Source organism: Bacteroides sp. ET489 (assembly GCF_030518095.1).
GTDB lineage: Bacteria > Bacteroidota > Bacteroidia > Bacteroidales > Bacteroidaceae > Bacteroides > Bacteroides ndongoniae.
Genome location: NZ_JAULLJ010000012.1, coordinates 26,009 through 49,660 on the forward strand (window position 1 = coordinate 26,009; position 23,652 = coordinate 49,660).

Sequence of the window (23,652 nt, forward strand, 5' to 3'; positions counted from 1 at the left end):
AATGCAGTTCTTCCTCTTTGTAAGAGGAAGAATTACATAGAAGGGTCATCTTGTTTTCGGCTGCAAAATTAGAAATAATATGAAGAAAGAGACCTATAATAATGGACTAAAAATCTACGAAAAACGTCCATTTCCTAAAATGTTACAACAGCCGTTGATATATAAATAGGATTCGAGATTAGATTCCCTGCTTATTTCATATCCTTATTATATAATATGTAATATGTCATAAACTGGAGTCTTTATCCGCATTCCTTTTTATTTCGTTTGAGCATTCCGCACGTAGTTCCGTGGGGGCTTTCCCAAAATGCTCTTTGCAGAATGAGGTCAAGTAATTTGCCGTAAAATTGTATTTCTCTGCTAATTCTGCAATAGACATCTTACTCATTATAATATCACGCAGTAGCTTTACTTTCTTTTTCTGAATCATCCATTGTTTGGCTGAAGTGCCAAATGAATCATAAAACTTACGTTTGAAACATGAGGGAGACATATTAAGAACTTTGCTTAATTCACTTACAGTATTCACATGAGAATACACTTGCATCACTTTACTTTTAAAATCATCATCTTTTCCAAGCATTGGTGCAAACATTGCTGCAAGATCTTCCCGACAGTATAGTCCACGTAATTCTATGAAAATCATATCCATTTTTATGCGTTGATAATGAATACATGACAGACCGATATTAAGTATATCACGGGTAGCCTCAAGCTCTTTTAATAATAGTGGGTGGATGGGTAATGAAGCAATACTAGAATTCATGTTTGCATTTGGCTGTATGTAATTTTGTAATTGTTCTATTGAAAATTTGTTGCATAAAGCTATGTTTCTGGTAAAAGAACAACGCAGCATTATCGTATCTTCTAATACATGACCATAAAAATTGCCCCCAATAGGAATTAAAAACATTTTTGAGGCTTCGACTTTTTGTTTTAAAACAGAATCTGTTGCTATTTCCAACTTTCCGGTTAATACAAATAAAAGTGTGGAACGTTCTAAAGCTTCTTTAAGAATCATTTGGTTTTTGCTCAATTCGATTACTTCCCAAATAGCTCGTTCATCAGATATGTAGTTCTCACATATTAGATGTTCTGCTTTGTACTTTATCCCATCAAATTTGTTTTGTATAACTTTCATTGCACTTTATGTTTAAATTTAATATTTATTTTTAACTGATTATCAGATATATACACTATGGATTTCAGGCGATTCTTCCTCTTACAAAGAGGAGGAATGATAGATGGTGCGTTATGCAATAAAACAAATAAAATAAATATGAAGCGTATTTTTTTACTTCTATTATTAGGGGTAATGTATATGGTGCAGAGTGTTCGTGCACAAGATGTGGCGTTGAAGACTAATGCCCTATATTGGGCGGCGACTACTCCAAATCTGGGTGTGGAAGTAGCTTTGAGCCCGAAATATACACTCGAATTATCAGCTGCTTATAACCCCTGGACATTCAAGGATGACAAAAAAATGAGGTTCTGGTTGGTGCAGCCCGAAGTGAAATATTGGTTATGTGAAAAGTTTGAGGGACATTTCTTCGGATTGCATCTGCACGGCGCACAATTTTATGGAGGATTCAGTGAGAAACGTTATGACGGATATTTGGCCGGTGGGGGAGTGACCTATGGCTATAACTGGATTCTTTCGCCTCACTGGAACCTGGAAGCTGCCTTCGGAATAGGTTATGCGCGTTTGTGGTTTAAGGAAACCCCGCGCATACATTGTATCAAGTGTGAGACAGACCGGAGGAAAAACTACTTTGGCCCTACCAAGGCTGCCGTTTCGTTCATTTATATCTTCTAAGTAAGAGAAATATTCTTTGAGTATGAGACAACACTTTTGTTATATTATTGTAGCTGCTGCTTGCCTGTGTGCATCGTGTAACACGCAGAGGAAAGTAGCTGAAACTGCTATTACTGTTACCCCGGCTTATTGCCAGTTGACTTCCGGTACAGACAACCGGGCTGAAATGGAACTGAATTTCCATATTCCCGAAAAGACATTGTCGAAACGATCGCGGCTGGTCATTACACCTCAGCTGATGGTTGGCGACAGTGTATATGATGAGTATGATCCGGTTGTGGTGGAAGCTGGGATTTATGCCGATAAACTTCGACGTAAGGAGGTTCTGGAAGGTTATCATGACCCTTATAAAGAGCAGAAACGGCAAGTGGACGATGCTACCGCTGCTTTTACCTTATCTTATCATGAGTCGGTTGTTTTGCCTGCTTCGGCGGATACGGCGCGGATTGTTGCTGTGGTTTCGACAGACGGATGCGGACAGTGTACGGGTATTGATACGCTTGAAATGGCTTCCATTGTGCGGGCATTGGCCTATGTGGAGTGGATTGAGCCTGTTTTCACCATCCGTCCTAAAATTGTTGAGGGAAAGGGAGAAGCACGTTTGCAGTTTGCCATCAACCTTTATGACATAGACTTGGATATGGGCAACAACCGTGCCGAACTGGACAGCATGTTGCAGGCACTTACCCCTGTGCTGACCGATACGCTGGCTACGGTAAACAGCTTTACTGTCTATGGTATGGCTTCGGCCGACGGTTCGCTGAAGTTCAATACTGCACTGGCGCGCAATCGTGCCAACGCCGCTATGCAGTACGTGGCTCATCGGTTGGGGCTGACCGACAGACAGATGGAGCGTATCCATATAGATTCGCGTCCGGAGGGCTGGCAGCCTGTGCTTCGGGCCATGAAACTCGACTCGCATCCCGATACGGCCCGTGTGGCCGATATTCTGCAACGCCTGGCCGACAAAGACGATGATGCGCAGGAGCGGCTGATCAGGCGTCTGGCCTGCTGGCAGGACATCCGTGAGAAATATCTGGCCAAAGACCGCAAGGTAGAATATACTTATTCTTATACTATACGTAGTTTTACTACCGACCGTGAGGTGCTTGACATGTATGCCAAACGGCCCGATGCTTTCAACGAGGAGGAGTTGCTGCGTGCTGCCACGTTGATGAAGACCGATGCCGAGAAAATAGAGGTATATCGTACTTTGCTCGCGCGTTTCCCTCGCTGTGAGACGGCTATCAACAATCTGGCTTATCTTTATCTGCGTGCCGGTATGGAGGCCGAGGCACGTACGCTGTTGCAGAAGTTGCCGGAACGTTACCCCGACTTGGAAAGCAAACAGCTTAAAATCAGAGAGGAGGCGGCACGATGAAACGATGGAAACATACCTCCATGCTGCTGGTCCTGATGGCGGGGTTGCTTTTGGCATCGTGTATTCGCGACGACTTGCAGCCTTGTCCGCCTCTCAGTGTCAGAATCGGCATCAAGGACATCAACTACTTCAATATCGATGCCGTAGAGAATGTTACGGGGCTGGATCATCGGCTGGACGAGAACTTGCCTTTCCGTTCCTATATACAGAAGCTGTTCTATGTGCTTTACGACATCGACCGCCAGCAGACGGTCAGCGTACAGCATTTGCACGAGGTGCAGGGCGATGCGCGTCTGGCTACGGCCTATTTGCCCGAGGATTTGCCTTTCGGCCGGTATGTCCTGCTGGTATGGGCCAACATTGAGAGCGAGGAAGGTATCCTGGCCGACGGGAAGCTGGGTACTTATAGTCTGCATCATAACAATGTGGAAGGTTACGATGTCTATATGACCTGCGACACGTTGCTTTACGACGAGTGGAACTATGACTATACTGTCCGGTTGGAGCGCATCAAGGGTAAGTTGCTTATCGAGGGTGTGAACCTGCCAACCGATATCAACTGGAGCCGTAAGGCCATTACCAACCTTTGTGGTAAGGTGGATTATCATTTTTCTTACGAGCCAGACTCTACCGAGTATGTGGTGGTAGAGTCCGACTGGTCGGATCATCCCTCCAGCCGGGTGGTGACGGATACGTATTTGTCGCCCACTGCGGTTAACGGTGAGAAGAGTACCGTTTATGTGCGCTTCTTCGACGACCCTTCCATGAGTGTGCCTGTGACTGTGCCGGCCAATGTGGACATCACCATGAGGCGCAACGAGATTACCGTGTTGCGTTATGTGTACGATGCCGATTCGGGTGGCTTTGTCATTTCTACTTTGGTCGATGATTCCTGGCAGGTGATACACGATATGGGACTGGAGTAAGTGGTGCGGAGTATTGGGTCCGGAATGTGTCGATATAACGATTGAATGATTGAAGTTTATTAACCTATATTATTAACTAAATTCTTAAAACAATGAAGAAGAATTATTTAATGATGGCTGCATTCGCCACAGCTTTGGCGTTTACGGCATGTAGCAGTGAGGAAGAAATTCCGGCTGCAGGTAGTGAAAACGGGACTATGGGTCTCACAGAAGATGTAATCGAGATTGCCATCTCGAATACGGGTGTAGGTTCTACAAGGGTTGCACGTCCGGTGGGCAGTTCGCAGGCCGGTAACAATGTGAACAAAGTAGTATTGCATTTTTATTCGTCAACGGATGGAAGTAGTTGGACTAAAGCTTCTGGGATCTCTCTTACTAAGGTAGATGGAGATTATACCGTAAGTGACATGACATTATCCTATACTGGCACTGAGAGTGCCCTTGGTACGCCGGGTGATGTAGATCGTCAGGAAAAAGTAGCTAAAATCAAAGTTTCCGGCCTTAGTGCAACTGCAAAGAAGTATCGCATTGTAGCGGAAGGATATAATACGTCATTCCCGTATGCAACTGCCTCTGAGGAATCCATCAAAGGTCTGTTTAAAACATCTGGCAATAGTGCTAAAGGTACTTTCGAGAGAGAAGAGGTCTTTGCCGGTTATAAGGACGTGGATATTGTAGTAACAGGTCAAGAGGGGAAGAATCAAAGTGTCAAATTTGCTTCTTCGGTTTCTATCGAGCTGACCCGTCAGGTTGCCGGTATGTTAGGCTATTTTAAGAATGTACCTGCCTATATTTCATCCGAAACTTATGGATCTGAAATTGAAGGGTATGAAGGTAAATGGGCCAAAGTAACGAAAATTGTAGTGAAGGCTAATAAAAAAGCCGAAGGTTTCCAGTTCCCGAATACTTTATTGGCTTCTAACGAGAGCTATAATGGTGTGAAAGGTGACGGTTATGATAACGGTGAAGACTTGCTGACCTTCGAATTCACTTCAGAAAATACTTCTAATCTCAGCACTGTAAAACCTGGTGATACTTATACATTTAGTAAGGATGGTAAGAGTTACCTTACAGCTACAGGTTATACAGCTCCTGAAAGTTTTGTCGCACTTAATAATACTCTTTTCGGTGGTTGCTATATATTGCCTTATAGCGAACATGCTACGGATGCAGGTGCGGTGACTTTATCTGTTATTTTCTATGATGAATCGGCCAATGTTTTAGCTACTAAGAACGTTACTACCAATAATTTTGCATCTCCTCAGACTAAAACGAATTATGATATTCTTTGCAACAACTTCTATTCTATCGGAAAGAAGTTGAAAGTTGATTCAGCACCTGAAACTGGTGGTGATGATGAAGACAAACCTATCGACCTCAGTTCTACAGACGAGATTACAGTCCTCATCAACGACGCTTGGGAAGTGATCCACGACATGGGTCTGGAATAAATATCTCCTTTTATATCTTTAATCAATGGAGTAGGGTGCGAGCAATGCGCATCCTACTTTATCAATAATCTATTAATCCTTAAAACAAGAATAACCATGGCAGAAGACATCAAATATCAGATTAATGCACAGTTGGCTGATAATGCGTTGACTCCCGACAATGCAGAAGACAAGATTGCTGTACCCGTTTCGCTGGGTTCGGCAGGTCAGGAACGCATTCTGGCAGAGATGAAGGCCGAAGATTCCGGTCTGCGTCCCGAAACCATCCTCCATGTGTTCGAACTGGAGAAGCGTGTCATCAAGCGTCTGCTGATGACCGGCTATAATGTCAATACCGGCCTTTATCATGCTTCGGTCGATTTTCGCGGCATTGTGACCGGCGGTCTGTGGAATCCGGAGGAGAATTCTATTGTGGTGAACTTCAACGTGGGTGCCGATCTGCGCGAAGCTATCAGAAATACGACTGTCAACATCATCGGCAATAAAGAAGCTGCCATTTCTGTCAGCGGCATGCAGGACGTTGCCACTCGTGCTACCGATGCCAGTGCCACTCCGGGACGGGCCTTTACTCTCAGCGGAAAGAATATCCAGCTGGCAGGCAAGGATCCCGCAGTGGGACTGGTCTTGGTCGATGCCGACGGCACCGAGACGCAGGTGACGACCGACCTTTGGGTGGTGAACAAGCCTTCTACGGTGACTTTCATTGTTCCTGCCGAGCTGGCAGCTGGTACCTATACCTTGCGGCTTACTACGCAGTACAGCGGCAACTCTTCGTCGCCGCTGAAGAATCCGCGTAGCGTGGAGAAGACACTCTACGTAGGCACCAAGCCTCCTACATCGGGTGGCTCTGCCGGCGGCGACAGCCAGGAAGGTGGAGGCGAAGACCCGCTGGGCTAAGCTTCCTTTTTCCGGAAGGCTGCGGCAACCGTTTCCCTTGCAGGTATGGCAAGGGCTCCCTTGCCGGTGCGATAAAGGTCCCCTTGCCCCTGTGGCAAGAGCTCCTTTGCCCCCGTGGCAATAAGCTATGAATGAATGAGAGCGCGTCTGTGCGAAATCGCAGACAGAATATGATAACGAAAAAAAATAAAGTAATGAAAATCATCTCCCGACTTATCACCGCCATTGTGTTAGTTGCAACGCTTGTCCTGAGTGCTTGTCAGGACGAGGAGTTTGCACCGTTCCCTTCCGCTTCCGTGCCCGATGCTTCCGGAGTGACCCGTGCCCTGAATGCCACTTCTTCGCTGAAGCAGAATGCTGACGGCACATGGACGGCCAACTGTCGCGTACCGCTGGTGGGCGAGGGCAGGGTGGTGGACGACATTGCCAACCAGCTTGTCAGTGCTGTCGATTTGAGTGGCAAAAGCAGCATGGACAATCTGGTGGATACGGATCTCACCAATCCGGCTGTGATGGGTAAAAATGTGGCAGGCGTGCAGCTGATAGCCAATCAGATAGTTTCCGTACGCGATCTGGAACGGACCTATGCCGGTGGGCAGACTGTTGGCTTTACTTATAAGATGAGCAATCCTACGTTGCTCAACGTTGACTTATTGAAAGGTTTTTGGATACAGACTTATTATAAGGGTGAAAAAACTTTGGATTACATGGTGGGCGGAAGCGGGGATACGAATGTGCTGAATCTGAACCTGCTTAGTACGCTTAACAACGATGGCATTCAAAGCCTGTCGTTCCAGACCACCGAACCTTTTGATGAAGTGGCGATAGGTTTCAGCGGAGTAGATGCAGATGTGCTGGATGTGCTGGGAAACCTTGAATTGTATTATTTCTTTGTGGGTGACAACGAGGTAAAACCTGTTTACAACGGGAGCGTTTACTTTCCCGACGCTTCTTTGAATACCAAACTTACCAGTACTCTGCTTCAGGATTACGGAGAGAAACTGGTGGATGCGAATACGTCGGACGGGGTGACCATGGAACTGATAATAAAATTGCTCGGCGGTTTGGGCGATCTGTTGGGAGACACTCCCCGCATGACGGTCAACCTGGGGAAGACGGTGGAAGCAGGAACTGAAATCGGATTTTACATGAATGAAGTCAATGTGCTGCAGGTGGGATTGCTGAACGGCATTGAGTTTCGTACGTATGACGAGGAGGGTAAAGAAGTAGAACGAATTGTGGTCGATGCTACCGGGTTGTTAGGTGTCTCGGCCATTGGAGGCGGAAAAAGCCTGATGGGCATCACGGTGAAGGAGCCCTGTTCGCAGATACAGATTCGTTTTACCGGATTGGATCTTAATATTGGAGGGACAACTCTCTATTATGCTTATGTCCGTGATGCTGTAAAGCCGGATATTTCGTCTTATTTTTCCACGGGCGACGTAACCATCAACGGTAATTCTTATCACTTGCCGCAACCGTCGGAAGGCAGTGTGTCATGGTCGCTTGCGACGGCTCCTTCGGGAAGTGCCCCTTCTATTGACCTCGAACAGAACAAGATTATCGGCATGACTGTGGACGGCGATTATGTATTGAACGGGACCTATACTTATACGGATGCCTCGGGCCAGCAACAAAGTCAGGCCGTGAGCTTCACCATCCACCGCCTTACAGCTTCTGTTGGAGACAATTGCAATCAGTTGATCGGGGAAGCTCTGAATGCCGAAGCCTATATTCCCCAAGGAGGAGGAAGCCTTATCAGTACGCAGGATGTAGAAGGTATAGGTAATGTGGTGAACGATAATCCGAATGATTATGCCACATACCGTAAGGAACTGAGCATAGCCAATAATATCGGTCTTATCGGCGTCCGACTGGGCGAAGGTAAGGAAATCGTAGCCAGTGAATCGCATCCCATGCGGGTAGGTTTCACTATGCAGACGCAGAGTACGTTTCTGGGAGTCGGTGCACTGCAGTTTTTCCGCATAGTCCTTTATAAGGGTGATGCAGAAGTCGATCGTAGTGTTGCGGATGCGAATAATCTTATATCGGCCGATCTGATTGGCAGCCAGGGAAACAAAGTACGGATGGGGTTCACTACCACAAAGACGTTCGACCGCATTGAGTTATGGTCGTCCGGCGTACTCGAACTTGACTTGGGCAATGCCTGGCGTGTTTACAATGCTTTCTATGAGGATGGCAGCGAGGACGGCGGATGTTCGGGGTACGACGCTTCGGATGCCTGCATCGAAATGCTGACCACCGTTCACGGTGCCGAAATTAATTATGAGGAGACAAAGATCGGCGGAGGAGCCACCGTAGCTGGTTCGTTCAATAACCTGAGTTACATCATCGATGACGATAAAAACAGTTATGCAACAATATCTGCTACCACTCTGCTGGGCGGTACGACAGTAGCGGTGAAGTTTGACAAAATGCAGCCGGGCACACAAGTCGGTTTCATCGTGAGCGATCCGGCTTTTGTGCTGAATGACATCAGCGTCCTGAGCGGAACCAAATTGGAAGTATATAATCAGGGAGTTCGAGTGGGGCTTGCAGGCGGGACGACTTCGGGCGAAGTTCTTGGTCTGGACCTGATAGGCTATGATGGGAAAGCTTATGTGGAGACTACCCCTACTACAGAGTTTGATGAGGTACGGATTATTTTCCCGGCTGTGCTTGACCTACTTGACATTATCCACATTTATGGTGCTTACATTCGTCGTGATACCGACGGTGACGGCATTCCGGACTGTGCCGAGGACGAAGAGAATCCGACGCCGCCGGTCATTGACTTTACGATTGATGAGGCTAAGGCCGAGACTGAGCACGGGTGCGGAACATCTACCATCCGGATAGACATTACCCGGATTAGTGGAGGAGGTGACGAGGTGTGGAACACTGTGGTGGGCAAAGGGTTTACGCTTGTTTGTTATGATGCTTTCAGAGGAGGCAGTGTCAGACGCGATGTCGTATTGGACGAGAATCATGGATTCACCTTATACGATATGGAACCGGGAGATTATTACATTAGTATCCGTAAGGATGGAGTGACTTTGTATAATGGCGTGCATGCCGCTTTGCATCCCACCCAGACCACTTGGAAACAGGCTCCCGACGATACCGACTGGAACAATTGGAACAACTGGACCGACGGTGCCCCCTGGACCTGTACCAACGTGATTATCCCCGGCAACTGTGTCCGATATCCGGAACTGGCCGAAGCGGATGAAAACTATTGTGCCAACCTGCACATAGCCGATGGCGGCGAAATTGTCCATACGCAGTATCTGGATAGGTACGATTATGCCTGGGTAGAACATTCGCTGCAGCCGGGCAGTTACTACATGCTGTCGGCCCCATTGAAGCAGATGGTGACGGGCGATCTGTTTGTCCCCGCACGTTTTGGCGGCGATCACAGCACCGAGGCCTATTTCACTTCCCTCACCCCTATGACTTCGCCGGAGAGCCGATTCACTCCCCGTGTATTCCAGCGCTTCTGGAGCAGCACGGCTCCGGGCAAAATTGTAGGTCAGGACGGCAGTCTGCAGACTGTCGAAGTGGGTGTGGACCAGACGAACTGGACTGCTCCCTTCAATGCCGTGGCCGAGCCTTATCGTCCGGGTATGGGCTTTTCTGTGCGTACCGACGGAGCTGCGACTTTCCGCTTTCCTAAGACTCATACCCAATATACTTACTTCGATGCTGCTGGTCACAGTACGGGACTGACAGAACCCGTGGTTCGTACCACTTCCGAAATCGGACGTTTGCTGACCGACGACATGACAGGAAAAGCAGATTATCAGGTCAGCGTGAACAATCAGAAAGCAGGTAATACGTTTGTGGTGGGCAATCCCTTCCTGACGCACATTGATATTGCGAAGTTTCTGCAAGCCAATCCGGGCCTTTCGGCAGTGACGCTGAACGATGGAGTCAGCAACATTACCATTTCGAAGGCCGAGGGGGGAGTGATAGCGACAGAAGAGGGTTATACCCACATTGCTCCCATGCAGGCATTTTACGTCACAACCACGACGTCTGGCACAGGACTGACGGTTACTTTCACAGCCGACATGCAGCAGCAGATGCCAGGTTACAATATATCCCGTTCGTCGGCTTCTGCTACCCGTGCCCTGACGCGAAGCCTCCCTACCGGCCATAACAGCCTGCGGCTTACGGCTACCTGCGGCGGGCACAGCAGTTCGTGCCTTGTGCGCATTTCCGCGTCGGCGGCAGATGCTTACCGTACGGGCGAGGATACAAAGCTCCTGGTCGATGCCGACATGCAGCCAGCCGTGACCGTATTTACTACGGCCGACGGGCAGGCACTCAGCATCCAACAGCGCCGTGGAGGAACGAAGATTCCCGTCGGCTTGCATCTGAAGCAAAAGGCTAAAGTTACTCTTGCCCTGGCCCACGCGGCGGGCGACGCGTGGAGCGACTGGGTGTTGTTGGATTGCCTGACGGGGCGTCGCTATCCGCTGAGCGGGTCCTTTACTTATCTGGATCTCGGCCTGGTGGACACACAATCGGGAAGATTATGCCTGATAAGAAAATGATGGAAACAAAGAATGAATAATAAGAAGCTTACAGCTTGCTTGTAGTGATAATAAATTGCGAAGAAAGAAGAAACTCATGATGAAAAGACTTTTATATATCGGAATAATTCTTTTCGTACTGACTGCCTGTGCAGGCACTGAGGAACCTGCATCGGAAGCTTGTGTCGGACAAGGCCGTGTCACGCTGATGCTGACAGTGAGCAACCGTTCGCTTACAGCCGACGGCAGTACGGGAAACATCACTTATCCGGTTGAGAGCGAAGACGGCAAACTGATAGGTACGCAACATGCCGAGACGGTCTTCTTGTATATCTTCCTCGGCGAAGGCACCAGGGCACAATATGTGGCTTGTGAAAATATAGGTTGGAAAGAGTATTTCGAACGTCAGGGGACGTTGCCCGATCACACGGCTCAGATGCCTTATACGCTGAAGTATAAAGGATTCAGGGTAGGTCAGACCTATACGTTTCTGGCCATAGGGCTGAGTGGGGGGGCAGACGTTGCCTTTGGCTTTCCCGATGCCTTGGCCGAAGGTTCCACACTGGGCAGTGCGCTGGCTTCTTTGTCCGAAGGGCAGTCCAGTGCCTCCATACGTACTTCTGAGATTTATGTCGGAACAGAGCCCTTTATCCCGACGGGCAACGACACACAAACAACCATCGAACTTTGGCGGCGTGTGGCTGGTGTGATGGGCTTTTTCAGGAACGTGCCTTCGGCCATCGACGGCCAGCCGGTTGACGCACTGCGTCTTTCGCTTTATACAAAGCAGAATACGAAGATGCCATTGGTAGAGCGTCAGCAGACCCCTGTATTCTTGGATTATATTGATAGCCCGTCCGTTGATGCCGATGGACAGGTATTGTTCAGTCTTCCCTTGTCTGATGCGAACCCTGGTGTCGATGAAAAAATATCGGGAGGAGGTTATGTGCTGCCGGCTGCTGCTCCTCCCGGCATTGATGATTACACCCTGCGCATTGAGGCAGTGGATGCTGCCGGCAATGTGTTGCACTACTGGCGGGCCAAGTTGCCCGAGGATGACGATCTGGATCAGGGCAATACGGGTGGAGGTACCGGCATCATAGACACCGAGAGTGCATTTCGCTTTCCTATCGTAGCCAATCATTTCTATGCCATAGGCAGTCCGGAAAATTATGTGGATCTGGAAGGGAGTGGCATTGATGTGGATATTACTATTGATCCGAGCTGGGCAGGCGAAGAGGATTTGGAAATAAAGGAACAACAATAACAGATAACAGTGTATAATACGCATTTTGCAACTATGGACAGAATAAGGACTTTATGTATGTTGGCCGTTATGGCTCTGTTGGCTGTTTCGTGTATCAAGGACGAGCCGGTTTGCGGCACTTGCGAGGACAATCCGGACGGGAAGGGGATTCTTCTTTCGTTCAGCGCCGGGACAGATACCCGCAGCAATCTTTACAGCAGCGAAGTGGATTACCGTGATGTGAAGGCTGTCTGTTTGTATGTTTTTCAAGGTACGGATGCCAATGCTAAGTGTATCCTTTCTGAAGATGTGGATTGGCAGGGTGACATCTCGCAGACCTACTGGATCAGTACCGACCTCAGTGCGGGAAGTTATACTTTCCTGGCAATAGGGACAGACGACAATGCCGGCAGTGTGTATGGACTGACGGCTGACTATCGGGGCACTTTGGGAGATTGTATGGCCCGACTTGCCGCAGGTAAGGGAAAGGCGGATATGGCTACTGCACAGTTCTTTGCAGGCTATGTCACACGCACTGTGGCCGAGGAAGAAGATGTAGTGGATGTGGAAGTGACTTTGACCCGAAAGGTGGCCGGTGTGCTGGCATATCTGAAGAATATTCCCTGTTGGGTGGACTTTGGCAGTGCAAATGAAGGAAAGGCAACGGTGACGGACCTGCGCATCAGTCTGGGTAGTAGCCAGAATACGCAGATGGCTCTATGGAACGTTTCTGCGGGTAATGCCGTGTATGGTTCCGGGCCTTTGGTAAATGATGATAAGGTGCTGTTTGAAGTTGACCTTACAGCAGACAGTTATACGCCGGATGCTGAAGGACGCTATTATACGAAAGCGGGTATAAAGACCGATGAGTTGCAGACCGTGGACAATTCTCTGCTGAGGGGAGCTTTCCTTCTTCCTCTTGCGGAAAGCAAGGAAAGTACCTTGAAACTGGAATTACTGGGTTCTTATACCACCGGAGATGGTACGAAGTATCAGGATGTGGTTGTCAAGACTTACACCATTCAAAACAGTGAGGGGAAGCAAATCTTTTCCATCGATGAAAACAAACTTTATTGCATCGGCAAGAAACTGTCCGACGCTTCTACTGACGGTGATAAGCCGGCCGACCTGAGTGGAAACATACTGCAGGTAAATGTCATCAAGTGGAATGACATTAAGGTTGACAATTCTTTTCCTACGGTGATAGGACCTGCCCGTATCGAGAGTGACTACAATCAGAACGTTTACATTTTCGATGCGCCCGAAACGGAATTTCCGGTTTATTTGCAGGCCTCATCGCCTGTAAAAGAATGGCGTTTGAAGGTGTGCTATTACAATGAGACAAATAAGGCATCCTTTTCTGGTGTAGAGGTCGGTGCGTATGAGGCAGAAACTCCTCAAGAAAACTGGATTCATTTTGCCGTAACAGATGCTGAGGGGAAACCTACAGGGGGATATGAAAGCGAGATAACCGATCCGAATGGGGATGACAGGATACTTACTGTGGTATTGAATGACTTTGCCGTGCAGAGAACGCTGGAAGGCTCGGGTAAATACTATATTGAAACAGCAGATATGGTGGAAAAGTTGAAAAAAGACTATCGTACGGCCTATATTGAAATCTATACATCGGGAACGGTTGAACCATACAGGCTTCTGGTGCGGCAATATAATGCGCTTACTATCTATGCGGGGGCTACCAAGGATGTTCCTAACGGTTTCCGTGCCGCTGCCCGCCTGGACTACGGATGTCATTTCGATAAAGAGACTGGAGCTATGGTAAGGACCGATACTGCGGCTGTGGGATGGGGGTATTGGAGTTCTATACCATTAAATATTACCGGCGACCTGACGGAAACCGATTACTGGGTCGGAGCGGTAAATACCATAAATGCTTACAACCGATATAAGAAAGGCTCGTTGGGAGGTGAAAACTATGTGGAATCCATTTTACAGAAGCTGCGGAAAGAAGTGATTGAGATTGCGGCGGATGGGACTTATACGTCCGATGAGAACAAAATCTGGTGTCTGCCTGCCTATCACGAAATGTGGGGAGTGGCAGATTATATCAACCCGTATAGAGCAACCGGAGAAGCATGTCAGGATTTGTTTAATATGAAAGTGGGAGATAAATATTGGTGTTCGACCATTAAAGACAATGACATCAACGAGTCGCTCTATATTCCGGCCGGTACGACCAATTACTTGCAGGAAGCCGATAGGGATGATAAATTGTATGCACGCCCGATACGTCAATTCTATACAAACTAAAAAGAAGGAGGAACGAATATGATGAGATATCTGACAAGTCTGGCTGTTTGCCTGTTGCTGTTTGCCGCATGCACCAGGGAGTGGGAAGATCTACCCTCATCCGATGCACAAGGAGAAGGCATACGCATCGTGCTCAGTGCCGAAAGCATGGAATTGGTGGAGACACGTGCGGAAGACGCAAGTTATACGGAAGAGACTTCGACCGAGGCGGACAGTCGGGTGGAGCATGTCATTATCTATGCTTTTAACAGCGACGGAACTTCATTGTTGGCCCGTTATCAGCAGGATCTGGAATATCCCGACAAGGAAGTTCGCATGATGTTGCCTGTCGATAAGGGTTCTGTACTGCTGCATGCTGTCTGCAATTACGAGAAATTATGGGATGAGAATATCGGCAGCGTGCAGGATCTGGAGAATAAACTTGTCAGCATCACTCAGCCCGACGGTGCATTCAACGGCAGTATGGTGATGCATGGAACGTTGGGAATCGGGCAAGCTGATCTTTCGGATAAGGCAAAAGTGAACGTAATATGGGTGAAGCGCATGGCCGCCAGAGTAGATTTTGCGCTTAAATTTGACCCGGAGGATGAAACGGATAAATTCTATCTGGGAAATGTAAAGGTGTATAATATCCCCAATAGAGCTTACCTGGTGGAGCGGGTGCAGGATGATCCGACTGCGGCTGGTACAGATGCTGCCACAGCTGCCGGAGACGGCAACGGTTTCTGGGGAGGATCCTTGTTGCTTCAGACAGAAGGAGAGGATCTGGCCGCTGGAGTCTCTGCTCGGTTTTATCTGTTTGAAAATCGGCAAGGTCGGGAATCGGATGAGGTTTACCGGTTGAAATTTGCAGATAATGAAGAGATGTGGCAAACGATGAAAGGCGAAGTGGGCAGAACATATCCACAAGCTACCTACATACAGGTAAGCGGGACATACGTCAGCGATGAAGGCCGTACGACGCAGTCGGCTACCTACGACATTTACCTGGGTGAAAACAATTATAGTGACTTCAATGTGGTGCGCAACAGTCATTATAACATAACAGCAACAATCAAAACCTGCAACAAGCTGGATACCCGTGTCAGTGCCACCATACTGAACGGAGCACAAATCACTCCGGCCTTTAACAATCCGCTGGATGCACACTGCAACGCGGTGCGATGCCTGGGCTATACCCGCAATACTGCCGGATGGGAAGTTTACGTGGAAAATCCTGACGAGCATCCCTGGCTGGAAGTGTCGCTTTCGTCGCAATATCGTCCTCGCATTGCCGGGAAAACCTATATGGGAACTGATGGCAATGAGCTGGATCCGAATATGATTGCTTCCAGCCGTATGGAAGGACAGGGAGCCATGGCAGGGTATTTCTATATACATACGGATGAATATATACCGGAGAACCTGACGGCAGATGAAAGTCTGAACAATACGACCGATCCTGCTTCGTGGCGCACAGGCTATGTGGTGCTGAGGGATAAAGGCAACAACAGTACGTATCGTCTGGAAGTAAAACAACGTCCGGCGCAGGTGGTGCGCATGCCTGTCAAGAATCTGTTGGGGCAGGTTACGTCTTATAATGAATACTTTGTGGAGTATGAGCTGGAAGAGAAAAACCTTACGTGGGGTTTTCTGATGTATGGTGCCAATCCGGTGATGACCGGTATGATCAACGATCGCTGGGACGGATTGTCCAATACCCGCAAGCTCTATCAGGAAGCTGTGAAGATTCCGCAGGACCCTGATGATGACAGTACCGATTCCGGCATTTATTGGGGAGCCTATAACGGCTATTATACGGTGGCCGACCAATATCCCCGATCTACCGATCTGGAAACGGTTGTCAACCGTATCCCCGATGACCACATGATTAAATATGTGCTTGGTAAGAATCGCGACCGAAACGGAAACGGATACATCGACTACGAGGAAATAGTGTGGTATGTGCCGGCTCTTGACGAACTGGCTGAGCTTTACAGTGCCATGCACGATGCCGGACGGGGCAATGTGTTCTTTCAGAACAGTGAAGATAAGTTTCACTCTTCCACTCCTTATTTGGCAGGCTATACGGCCGAAGTGCCCGGACGTGCCTTTTATGTGAAGATGGGCAGTGGTGAAAAGTCGTTTGCCATGCGCGACCGTCAATATAACGTGATCTGTTGCCGGCGTAAGGGAGCTTGGACAGGAAATGAGGATGCCGGCTATGAAGGCGGGGTTACGGTGGACGATGAGTGGAATGAGGACGATGTGGATGTAATGCCTAAACAATAAATGATGTGATGATTATGAATTTGAGATATCTGTATTTGGGAGCCTGCCTATGCACATTGCTGGCGGCAGGTTGTACTGATGATGCAGCTTCTGTCGGACAGGTGGAAGAACCGGCGGCTGTCTTTCGCCTCAGTACGCGTGCAGAAGTCAGCGACGGGACGCAACTGTTTCGCCTCTATCTGGGTGAACGCAAACCTGAACATGCCGCTGATGAACTGCATTGCAATCGTATTGTTGACATCACGGGTGGGCAAGTGGAATTGACCGGCTTGAAGCCTCAGTGGTATAAGTTTGTCTTTCTCGGTGTGCCCCGACTGGAAGGTGTCGGGACAGCACTCTTTACCGAGGAAACACCCGGACAAGGATCGTGCGACCTTAACAAACAGATGATAGACTATCTGCCCATCTTGCGACAGGAACCCGGCACGAAGATGCCCGACAGGGAAGTCCCCGATGGGGACATTTTCCGCAAAGTCATCAACCGATGGGTGGTAAGCGGCGAAACCGTCAGTGAGGACGTTCAGCTGGAGCGTCTCAATGGAAGGCTTGTCATCGATATGGGGGTGCTGGAAGACCAGTTTGAGGGAACTGTAGAAGACATTACTCTGCAGGTGGACGACACTCCGACCCGTATTTACCTGACGGATAACGATAGGGGCGAGATAAAGATGGCCGATCCGCAGACACTAACCTGGCTGACTGAGCCTGTTGCGAATGCGATGACCGATGGAAACGGGCAGCCTATTGACCCGACCGGGCATCATGTTATTACCATCAACCTTTTGCCTGGGGCACTGAACGGCAGCATCGTCGTACGTACCACCACTGGTACTTTTACCTATCCGTTAAAAGGAAGTTATAACGGTGATCAGCTGTATATTAAGCAAAATACGCAGACACAACTGGAATTTAATGGTGTCATTCAGGGATACTTTCAAGTGAAGTATGCGGGATATACCGATACCGGCATCAATGTGGACGACGATTCCTGGGACGGATGGCAAATAAAATGATTTGAATGTTGAGACTATATATATATGTTATTATGAGATTATATCTATATATGTTATGTGGGGCTATGCTGGCCCTTGCTTCTTGCACCAACGACACGCTGCAGGAAATGAAACCTGACTATACGGGCAAGCCTGAAACTTCTGCCATGCCCGATGGTACTTACCTGGTAGATTATACAGTGGACAACGGTGCATCGACCCGTGCCGGAGGAAAACTGCCTGTTTCTTCTCTGGATTATTATGTCTATTATAAGGAAGGGGGCGTACTGTTGAAACACCGTCGTATTTCCATTCCAGCCAACCAGCAGTGGCCCCTTACGCGCGACAACATGACGTGGGAGCAGCGTCAGGCTTTGCAAGACACTCTGATATGCGGTGTTGACTATCGCATACTTTTCATTGCCAATGTTGATTCTGCATTGTTCAATTACGACGGTTATAGTGCCGAAAACCCTCATCCTGCAGTAGTGAAGGGGGATACGCTCTATCAGAATGCCCGTATTCTGCTGCCTAATGTTCCCTTCCACGACGACAATATGTATTGCCTGTGGGAAGGCGCATTGAATTGCACCGAGTCCAAGGGAGTGGTGAACCGGAATGATATCCTGTTGCAGCGTATTGTGACGCGGACGGATGTGAGTAGAACGGAGAATCCGACTGACTTATATACAGCTATTGAAAATGGGTTCTATGAAACGAATTGTAAAACAAATGTGGAAGAAGCTGTGTCTAAATGGATAGATGATTTTTGTGATCGGATTAATAAATGTGCACACGGTGGTGATACAGGCTTGGGACATCCATTTTATAAAATACGAGGCTTTGAAGATGAGATCAACAGTCTTACCGCTCTTATCCAAAGTAATTTATCAGAAATTCAAGCCAGTTATAAGCAACTAGTTATTCAACGTTATGTGGAGATAGTACAAAGTAGTAACATATATACAGTCAGGATGGGAAATTGGTATTCGCCTGAAAGAACATCCCGTGCAGGTTATATTAAAGGTACCAGAGCAAATGCCATAGGGTTTGATAGAACTTCTTGCTACGAACAGGATAATGGGGATGAGGCATTATGTGGTATGGTAACAGAAGATGGAATTGTGCGTATCATAGGATTTGCGGGAGGTGAAATGTGTACTAATACTGTTTCTGCTCTATATTTTTATGATGCTTCAGAGAGTCCGATTTTCAGTATAAGCGGTACAGGGACTTCTTTCTCAATACAGCAAGGTATTAATTTATGGTATAAGGTTGAATGTGATCCGGTAAATAAGGTATGGTTTGTAAGTGATTCCTTTTCAGATAAAGAAGATACTATTAATTTGGATGAAATTATGAGTAATAGCGCTGAAGTTGCAACGCAATGGAAGGAGTATATGGAAAATACTGACCTTATGGATGCTATCAATGATGATTTTTTTGGGGGATGTAATTTAAATCATGCAGGTCCTTTTGAAGGTTATAGCTTTACGAATTTCCCCATTCATGTTTCCCTTCCTGACATCACATCAGAAAATGTGGATGATCGCATAGAACTGATTCCTTCCTGGTCTGATCCTAAACAAGTTGTGGAAGAGTGACTTGGATGCTTTATCTGATCCCTTGTCGAGCCGTTAGTTATTCACTTGTCAAGCCGTTAGTTATCCATTCGGAACGGGCAATACAGAGGCACTAAAGGCCCGTCAATTGGGAAAGGAAGAGGGGGAGAAGAGAAGGGATAGATACAAATAAAAAGAAGCCGTAACTTTATCAGTTACAGCTTCTTATCTATGCACGGGAAGAGAGGCTCGAACTCCCGACACTCGGTTTTGGAGACCGATGCTCTACCAACTGAGCTATTCCCGTGTTTGCGGCTGCAAAGGTAATGGAAAGTTTTGAATATGCAAGCACTTCAACAAATAAAAGTTTGTCAAAGCATCTGCAAGTCCTGATACATAAGGCGATAGACGGCCGCTTTTTTTTCCAGCGCCAGCGGATAGGCCCGCGAGGATGAGGGCATCCGATACAGACGCATGGGGCGTCCGTCGAAGACGAACTCGCCGAAGTCACCTACCTTGGGGGCTTCGATGCCGAACAGTGTACAGAGGGTATCGGTAGCCTTTTCGCCTGTGGTGACGACGGCGCGGCACACTGGCAGACGGCGGAGCAGAGCAGAAACGTCGGTGGGCTGCACTACTTCGAGGTACTTGTCCGACGCATTGTCTTGCAGGCGGCGTACGGCGGTTGCGGTGTCGAACAGGGCAATCCCCTTCTGACGCAGGAAGCTGACGAGGCGTTCGCGGTCGAAGCGTTTCTGCTGTTTGTCTACGAAGTGCTCCTTATCGCCGAAGAAGATGAGGCCTGTGATTCGCCACATATCGTTGTTCCAGTTGGGGTAATAGAACTCCATCGACCACCGCTTACGTTGCGGCGGAAAGCTTCCCAGCATCAGCACTTGGGCGTTTTCGGGCAGGAAAGGTTCCAGGGGATGTTGCTCTATGTTCATTGGCCTTTTGTTTAGTCAACTCATTTCTCAGTCTCTTCCTTCTTCTTTCCAGCTTCTTTCTTGGCCAGCATCACGATGTTGTAGACGTATTCTGTCATCCATTGTTCGGAGTAGCCCAGGCGTTCTTTGTATTGGCGTACGGATGCGGCTGTCTTGTGCACGTCGTCTTTCTTCCACACGGTTTTGGTGCATACTTCGTGTACGGTCTTCTCGGTCATGGTGCGCAGGGCTCCTTTGAAGATGGAGGGCATGCGGAATTTCCATTGCATCAGGTTGCCCATCAGCATCATCAGGTCGTTCGAAAATCCCTGATACATAAAGAGGTAGGACTGTACGTCGTTCTGCGTACGGCAGTGCTTCTTAACGGATGAGTCGATTTCCTTGAAGAAGTTTTCGCTCAGGCCGTAGTCTTGCATCAGCATCTTCTTCGAAGCTGTTTTTTCGGCTTGTCCCAGCCGTCCGCCCTGGGTAGGGATCTTGAACAGGCGCTTAAAGTTGGCCACGTCGGGCACAAAGCGTATGTTGGTGATGCCCAGGTTGGCAGCGATGACCGACTGAAAATATACGCGGGTCAGCGACACGAAGTCTTCTACGTTTTTTGAAGAATTCTCTTCAGTATTTTTTTTGAATAAGTTGGTAAATATTCCCATATCGTTTGATGAATAGTATTGAAATTGTGCTACAAAAGTACGAAATAAGTCGGTTTACACCAATATTGTGCATGGCTTATTTCTTAATTTTTCTTCGGCCAGCATTCCAGATCGTCTTCTATGCCTCCAGCCGGTCGGCAATCAGGGGGGAGGGAGGAGAGAACCTTGCCTCAGCTCAGCTTCAGGCGGAAGTGAAACTTATGCCCTTCGAACACGGTCTCTACAATGCCGTAGCGGATGAACTTGGCCAGCAGATGCTCGGCGGCGTGGCGCGAGAGGCGGGCCATGCGGCAGTAGCGGTTCAGCGACAGAAGCTCGTTCTCGCGCAACAGGTCGAGCAGCAGCTGTTCGCGCTGGGTGTACTCGATGAGTTCGCCTTGCGGATTGCCGCTTTGCTGCCACACGCGCAGGTGTACGGGCGTGGCCAGTATGTTTTCGTCCTTGATGCGCAGATAGGCCAGGTTCTTGCCCGATTCGTCGCGGGCGTAGACGGGTTTCTGCCGGCTTTCTTCTACTTCGACCACGAGGACACTCCGTCCTTCGGCCAGGTAGGTGTGCATGCGATAGTCCACTTGCGGCGAGCAATACAGCTGTGCGGCGGCCTCTATCATATATTGCTCTTCGTCCGAGCGTACGCCGGCTATTTTTCCGTTGTCTTTCACGCCGATCAGCAGCCGTCCGCCGTCGGTGTTGGCAAATGCCGAAAGGGTTTTGGCTATCTTGCGCGCATCGGATATTTCGAACTTGAAGTCCTGTTGCTGATGTTCGCCTTCGGCTATCAAGGCGTGTATATATTCTGTATCAGTAAACGTTTTCATGGCTGCAAAAGTAGGGAAAAAACGCGGATATGCCCGTTTTTTGAATAAAATCAGTTTTTATTTCAAAAAAAAATCTTTTTTTCTGCATTTATTCCAGGAAAGAATGTATTTTTGCTAAACATTATTAACAGAGTAATTTTAAAGGATTATGAAAGAATTAGTTGAAAAGGTTGCTGAATTGTATGCAGCGTTCGAAAAAGATGCGAAGGCACAGATTGAAACTGGTAATAAGGCCGCTGGAACCCGTGCCCGTAAGGCTTCTTTGGAAATCGAAAAAGCAATGAAAGCTTTCCGTAAAGCATCTTTGGAAGCCGCTAAATAAGTATAGCATTCTGAAGAAGAATTGAAGACTGCCCCGATAGGTTTGGCAGTCTTTTTTTGTATAGAAAAGCGAATGATGCGATTGTCGTGAAAGCTGAGTGGGCGAAAAGAGGAAATTCTGCCTCCTGCATATCAGATTGCAGAGATTTTTGTATTTTTGTCTGGCCGATTCCGACCGATTCGGCAAATGCTTATGAATGAAAATGTATTAAATAAATTGAAAATACTGGCCGAGTCGGCCAAGTACGACGTCTCGTGCTCGAGCAGCGGAACGGTACGCTCCAACCGAGCCGGCACGCTGGGCAACACCGTGGGCGGCGTGGGCATCTGCCACAGCTTTGCCGAGGACGGGCGCTGCATCTCCCTGCTGAAGGTGATGCTGACCAACTATTGCATCTACGACTGTGCCTACTGCATCAACCGCCGCAGCAACGACCTACCGCGCGCCACGCTGTCGGTCAGCGAGTTGGTGGACCTGACCATCGAGTTCTACCGCCGCAACTACATCGAGGGCCTCTTCCTGAGCAGCGGCGTGGTGCGCAACCCCGACTATACGATGGAGCGCTTGGTGCGCGTGGCCAAGGACCTGCGCTTGGTGCACCGCTTCAACGGCTACATCCACCTGAAGAGCATCCCCGGAGCCAGCCGCGAGCTGGTGAACGAGGCCGGCCTCTACGCCGACCGACTGAGCGTCAACATCGAGATTCCCCGCGAGGAGAACCTGAAGCTGCTGGCGCCCGAGAAGGACCACCGGAGCGTCTTCGCCCCCATGCGATACATCCAGCAGGGTGTGCTCGAAAGCGCCGAAGAGCGCAAGAAGCATCGCCACGCGCCCCGCTTCGCCCCCGCCGGGCAGAGCACGCAGATGATTGTGGGCGCCACGTCGGAGACCGACCGCGACATCCTTACGCTATCGTCCGCCCTGTACAGCCGCCCCACGATGCGCCGCGTCTATTACTCGGGCTACGTCTCGGTGAACACCTACGACAAGCGCCTGCCCGCCCTGAAACAGCCTCCGCTGGTGCGCGAAAACCGCCTCTATCAGGCCGACTGGCTGCTGCGCTTCTATCAGTTCAAGGTCGATGAGATTGTCGATGACACCTGCCCCGACCTCGACCTCGAAGTCGATCCCAAGCTGGCGTGGGCCCTGCGACATCCCGAGCAGTTCCCCATCGACGTCAACCGTGCCGACTACGAACAGCTGCTGCGCATCCCCGGCGTGGGTGTGAAGTCCGCCCGCCTCATCGTGGCCTCGCGCCGCTTCTCGCGCCTGGGCTTCTACGAGCTGAAGAAGATGGGCGTGGTGATGAAAAAGGCGCAATACTTCCTGACGTGCAACGAACTGCCCGCCCGCACCATCCACGAGCTGACCCCGCCAGGCGTCCGCCGCCTGCTGGTGGCCAAGCCCAAGAAACAGACGGACGAGCGGCAGCTGAGTATAGAGTGGGGAGAGAGCCTGAACACTTGAAAATGAAGAATGAAGAATGTCGGCTACGCCTCCGAATGAAGAATTTTTTTTCGCCCGCAGTCGATTCCTCATTCCTCATTTTTCAGTCGATTCTTCA

General features: G+C 48.8%; 17 protein-coding genes and 1 tRNA gene. 13 read left to right on the forward strand and 5 right to left on the reverse strand.

What is annotated here, in order from left to right:
- Window positions 1-226: 226 nt before the first annotated feature.
- Window positions 227-1,141 (reverse strand): helix-turn-helix transcriptional regulator, encoded by a 915-nt coding sequence (locus Q3C19_RS08695; protein ID WP_302728657.1) that lies wholly within the window; start codon window positions 1,139-1,141, stop codon window positions 227-229.
- 138 nt (window positions 1,142-1,279) lie between these two features.
- Here Q3C19_RS08695 and Q3C19_RS08700 point away from each other — a divergent pair, with 138 nt between their 5' ends.
- The 11 genes from Q3C19_RS08700 (at window position 1,280) to Q3C19_RS08750 (ending at window position 19,393) form a co-directional block, all read left to right on the forward strand.
- Window positions 1,280-1,816 (forward strand): DUF3575 domain-containing protein, encoded by a 537-nt coding sequence (locus tag Q3C19_RS08700; RefSeq protein WP_302728659.1) that lies wholly within the window; start codon window positions 1,280-1,282, stop codon window positions 1,814-1,816.
- Window positions 1,817-1,838: 22 nt separating this feature from the next.
- Window positions 1,839-3,197 carry a tetratricopeptide repeat protein gene (locus tag Q3C19_RS08705; RefSeq protein ID WP_302728661.1) on the forward strand — a complete coding sequence of 453 codons (1,359 nt, stop codon included), beginning with the start codon at window positions 1,839-1,841 and terminating at the stop codon, window positions 3,195-3,197.
- Window positions 3,194-4,123 carry a hypothetical protein gene (locus Q3C19_RS08710; protein WP_302728663.1) on the forward strand — a complete coding sequence of 310 codons (930 nt, stop codon included), beginning with the start codon at window positions 3,194-3,196 and terminating at the stop codon, window positions 4,121-4,123. The genes Q3C19_RS08705 and Q3C19_RS08710 overlap by 4 nt, the downstream gene beginning before the upstream one ends.
- Before the next feature lie 92 nt (window positions 4,124-4,215).
- Entirely contained in the window at window positions 4,216-5,574 is a 1,359-nt protein-coding gene (locus Q3C19_RS08715) for a hypothetical protein (protein ID WP_302728665.1), read from the forward strand.
- 96 nt (window positions 5,575-5,670) lie between these two features.
- Entirely contained in the window at window positions 5,671-6,471 is an 801-nt protein-coding gene (locus Q3C19_RS08720) for a DUF4469 domain-containing protein (RefSeq protein ID WP_302728667.1), read from the forward strand.
- A gap of 170 nt (window positions 6,472-6,641) precedes the next feature.
- Window positions 6,642-11,030 carry a hypothetical protein gene (locus Q3C19_RS08725; RefSeq protein WP_302728669.1) on the forward strand — a complete coding sequence of 1,463 codons (4,389 nt, stop codon included), beginning with the start codon at window positions 6,642-6,644 and terminating at the stop codon, window positions 11,028-11,030.
- A gap of 76 nt (window positions 11,031-11,106) precedes the next feature.
- Entirely contained in the window at window positions 11,107-12,276 is a 1,170-nt protein-coding gene (locus Q3C19_RS08730; RefSeq protein ID WP_302728671.1) for a FimB/Mfa2 family fimbrial subunit, read from the forward strand.
- 33 nt (window positions 12,277-12,309) lie between these two features.
- Window positions 12,310-14,526: a FimB/Mfa2 family fimbrial subunit gene (locus tag Q3C19_RS08735; RefSeq protein WP_302728673.1), complete on the forward strand. Its 2,217-nt coding sequence runs from the start codon at window positions 12,310-12,312 to the stop codon at window positions 14,524-14,526.
- An 18-nt stretch (window positions 14,527-14,544) separates the two neighbouring features.
- Window positions 14,545-16,797 carry a DUF4906 domain-containing protein gene (locus Q3C19_RS08740; protein WP_302728675.1) on the forward strand — a complete coding sequence of 751 codons (2,253 nt, stop codon included), beginning with the start codon at window positions 14,545-14,547 and terminating at the stop codon, window positions 16,795-16,797.
- Between the two features lie 14 nt (window positions 16,798-16,811).
- The gene (locus Q3C19_RS08745; RefSeq protein WP_302728677.1) at window positions 16,812-17,810 is read left to right on the forward strand and encodes a hypothetical protein; all 999 of its coding nucleotides are present in this window, start codon (window positions 16,812-16,814) and stop codon (window positions 17,808-17,810) included.
- 32 nt (window positions 17,811-17,842) lie between these two features.
- Window positions 17,843-19,393 carry a hypothetical protein gene (locus Q3C19_RS08750; RefSeq protein WP_302728679.1) on the forward strand — a complete coding sequence of 517 codons (1,551 nt, stop codon included), beginning with the start codon at window positions 17,843-17,845 and terminating at the stop codon, window positions 19,391-19,393.
- Window positions 19,394-19,585: 192 nt separating this feature from the next.
- Here the strand turns inward: Q3C19_RS08750 and Q3C19_RS08755 are convergent.
- The 4 genes from Q3C19_RS08755 to Q3C19_RS08770 form a co-directional block, all read right to left on the reverse strand.
- Window positions 19,586-19,658 (reverse strand) — tRNA-Trp (locus tag Q3C19_RS08755).
- A gap of 64 nt (window positions 19,659-19,722) precedes the next feature.
- Complete coding sequence (locus Q3C19_RS08760; RefSeq protein ID WP_288912034.1) at window positions 19,723-20,298, reverse strand: uracil-DNA glycosylase family protein; 576 nt, start codon at window positions 20,296-20,298, stop codon at window positions 19,723-19,725.
- Window positions 20,299-20,318: 20 nt separating this feature from the next.
- Entirely contained in the window at window positions 20,319-20,948 is a 630-nt protein-coding gene (locus Q3C19_RS08765) for a hypothetical protein (RefSeq protein ID WP_071149907.1), read from the reverse strand.
- Window positions 20,949-21,118: 170 nt separating this feature from the next.
- A complete protein-coding gene (locus Q3C19_RS08770; RefSeq protein ID WP_071149906.1) occupies window positions 21,119-21,766 on the reverse strand; it encodes a helix-turn-helix domain-containing protein in 648 nt (215 codons plus the stop codon).
- A gap of 148 nt (window positions 21,767-21,914) precedes the next feature.
- Between Q3C19_RS08770 and Q3C19_RS08775 the strand changes: the two genes are divergently transcribed.
- Both Q3C19_RS08775 and Q3C19_RS08780 read left to right on the forward strand, forming a co-directional pair.
- Entirely contained in the window at window positions 21,915-22,088 is a 174-nt protein-coding gene (locus Q3C19_RS08775; RefSeq protein WP_022162130.1) for a hypothetical protein, read from the forward strand.
- A gap of 192 nt (window positions 22,089-22,280) precedes the next feature.
- Window positions 22,281-23,555 (forward strand): putative DNA modification/repair radical SAM protein, encoded by a 1,275-nt coding sequence (locus Q3C19_RS08780; protein WP_302728683.1) that lies wholly within the window; start codon window positions 22,281-22,283, stop codon window positions 23,553-23,555.
- Window positions 23,556-23,652: the final 97 nt, after the last annotated feature.

Excerpts from the sequence above, each read along its gene's own strand:
- Q3C19_RS08695 (WP_302728657.1), bottom strand. The coding sequence starts at position 1,141 with ATGAAAGTTATACAAAACAAATTTGATGGGATAAAGTACAAAGCAGAA.
- Q3C19_RS08700 (WP_302728659.1), top strand. The coding sequence starts at position 1,280 with ATGAAGCGTATTTTTTTACTTCTATTATTAGGGGTAATGTATATGGTG.
- Q3C19_RS08705 (WP_302728661.1), top strand. The coding sequence starts at position 1,839 with ATGAGACAACACTTTTGTTATATTATTGTAGCTGCTGCTTGCCTGTGT.
- Q3C19_RS08710 (WP_302728663.1), top strand. The coding sequence starts at position 3,194 with ATGAAACGATGGAAACATACCTCCATGCTGCTGGTCCTGATGGCGGGG.
- Q3C19_RS08715 (WP_302728665.1), top strand. The coding sequence starts at position 4,216 with ATGAAGAAGAATTATTTAATGATGGCTGCATTCGCCACAGCTTTGGCG.
- Q3C19_RS08720 (WP_302728667.1), top strand. The coding sequence starts at position 5,671 with ATGGCAGAAGACATCAAATATCAGATTAATGCACAGTTGGCTGATAAT.
- Q3C19_RS08725 (WP_302728669.1), top strand. The coding sequence starts at position 6,642 with ATGATAACGAAAAAAAATAAAGTAATGAAAATCATCTCCCGACTTATC.
- Q3C19_RS08730 (WP_302728671.1), top strand. The coding sequence starts at position 11,107 with ATGATGAAAAGACTTTTATATATCGGAATAATTCTTTTCGTACTGACT.
- Q3C19_RS08735 (WP_302728673.1), top strand. The coding sequence starts at position 12,310 with ATGGACAGAATAAGGACTTTATGTATGTTGGCCGTTATGGCTCTGTTG.
- Q3C19_RS08740 (WP_302728675.1), top strand. The coding sequence starts at position 14,545 with ATGATGAGATATCTGACAAGTCTGGCTGTTTGCCTGTTGCTGTTTGCC.
- Q3C19_RS08745 (WP_302728677.1), top strand. The coding sequence starts at position 16,812 with ATGAATTTGAGATATCTGTATTTGGGAGCCTGCCTATGCACATTGCTG.
- Q3C19_RS08750 (WP_302728679.1), top strand. The coding sequence starts at position 17,843 with ATGAGATTATATCTATATATGTTATGTGGGGCTATGCTGGCCCTTGCT.
- Q3C19_RS08760 (WP_288912034.1), bottom strand. The coding sequence starts at position 20,298 with ATGAACATAGAGCAACATCCCCTGGAACCTTTCCTGCCCGAAAACGCC.
- Q3C19_RS08765 (WP_071149907.1), bottom strand. The coding sequence starts at position 20,948 with ATGGGAATATTTACCAACTTATTCAAAAAAAATACTGAAGAGAATTCT.
- Q3C19_RS08770 (WP_071149906.1), bottom strand. The coding sequence starts at position 21,766 with ATGAAAACGTTTACTGATACAGAATATATACACGCCTTGATAGCCGAA.
- Q3C19_RS08775 (WP_022162130.1), top strand. The coding sequence starts at position 21,915 with ATGAAAGAATTAGTTGAAAAGGTTGCTGAATTGTATGCAGCGTTCGAA.
- Q3C19_RS08780 (WP_302728683.1), top strand. The coding sequence starts at position 22,281 with ATGAATGAAAATGTATTAAATAAATTGAAAATACTGGCCGAGTCGGCC.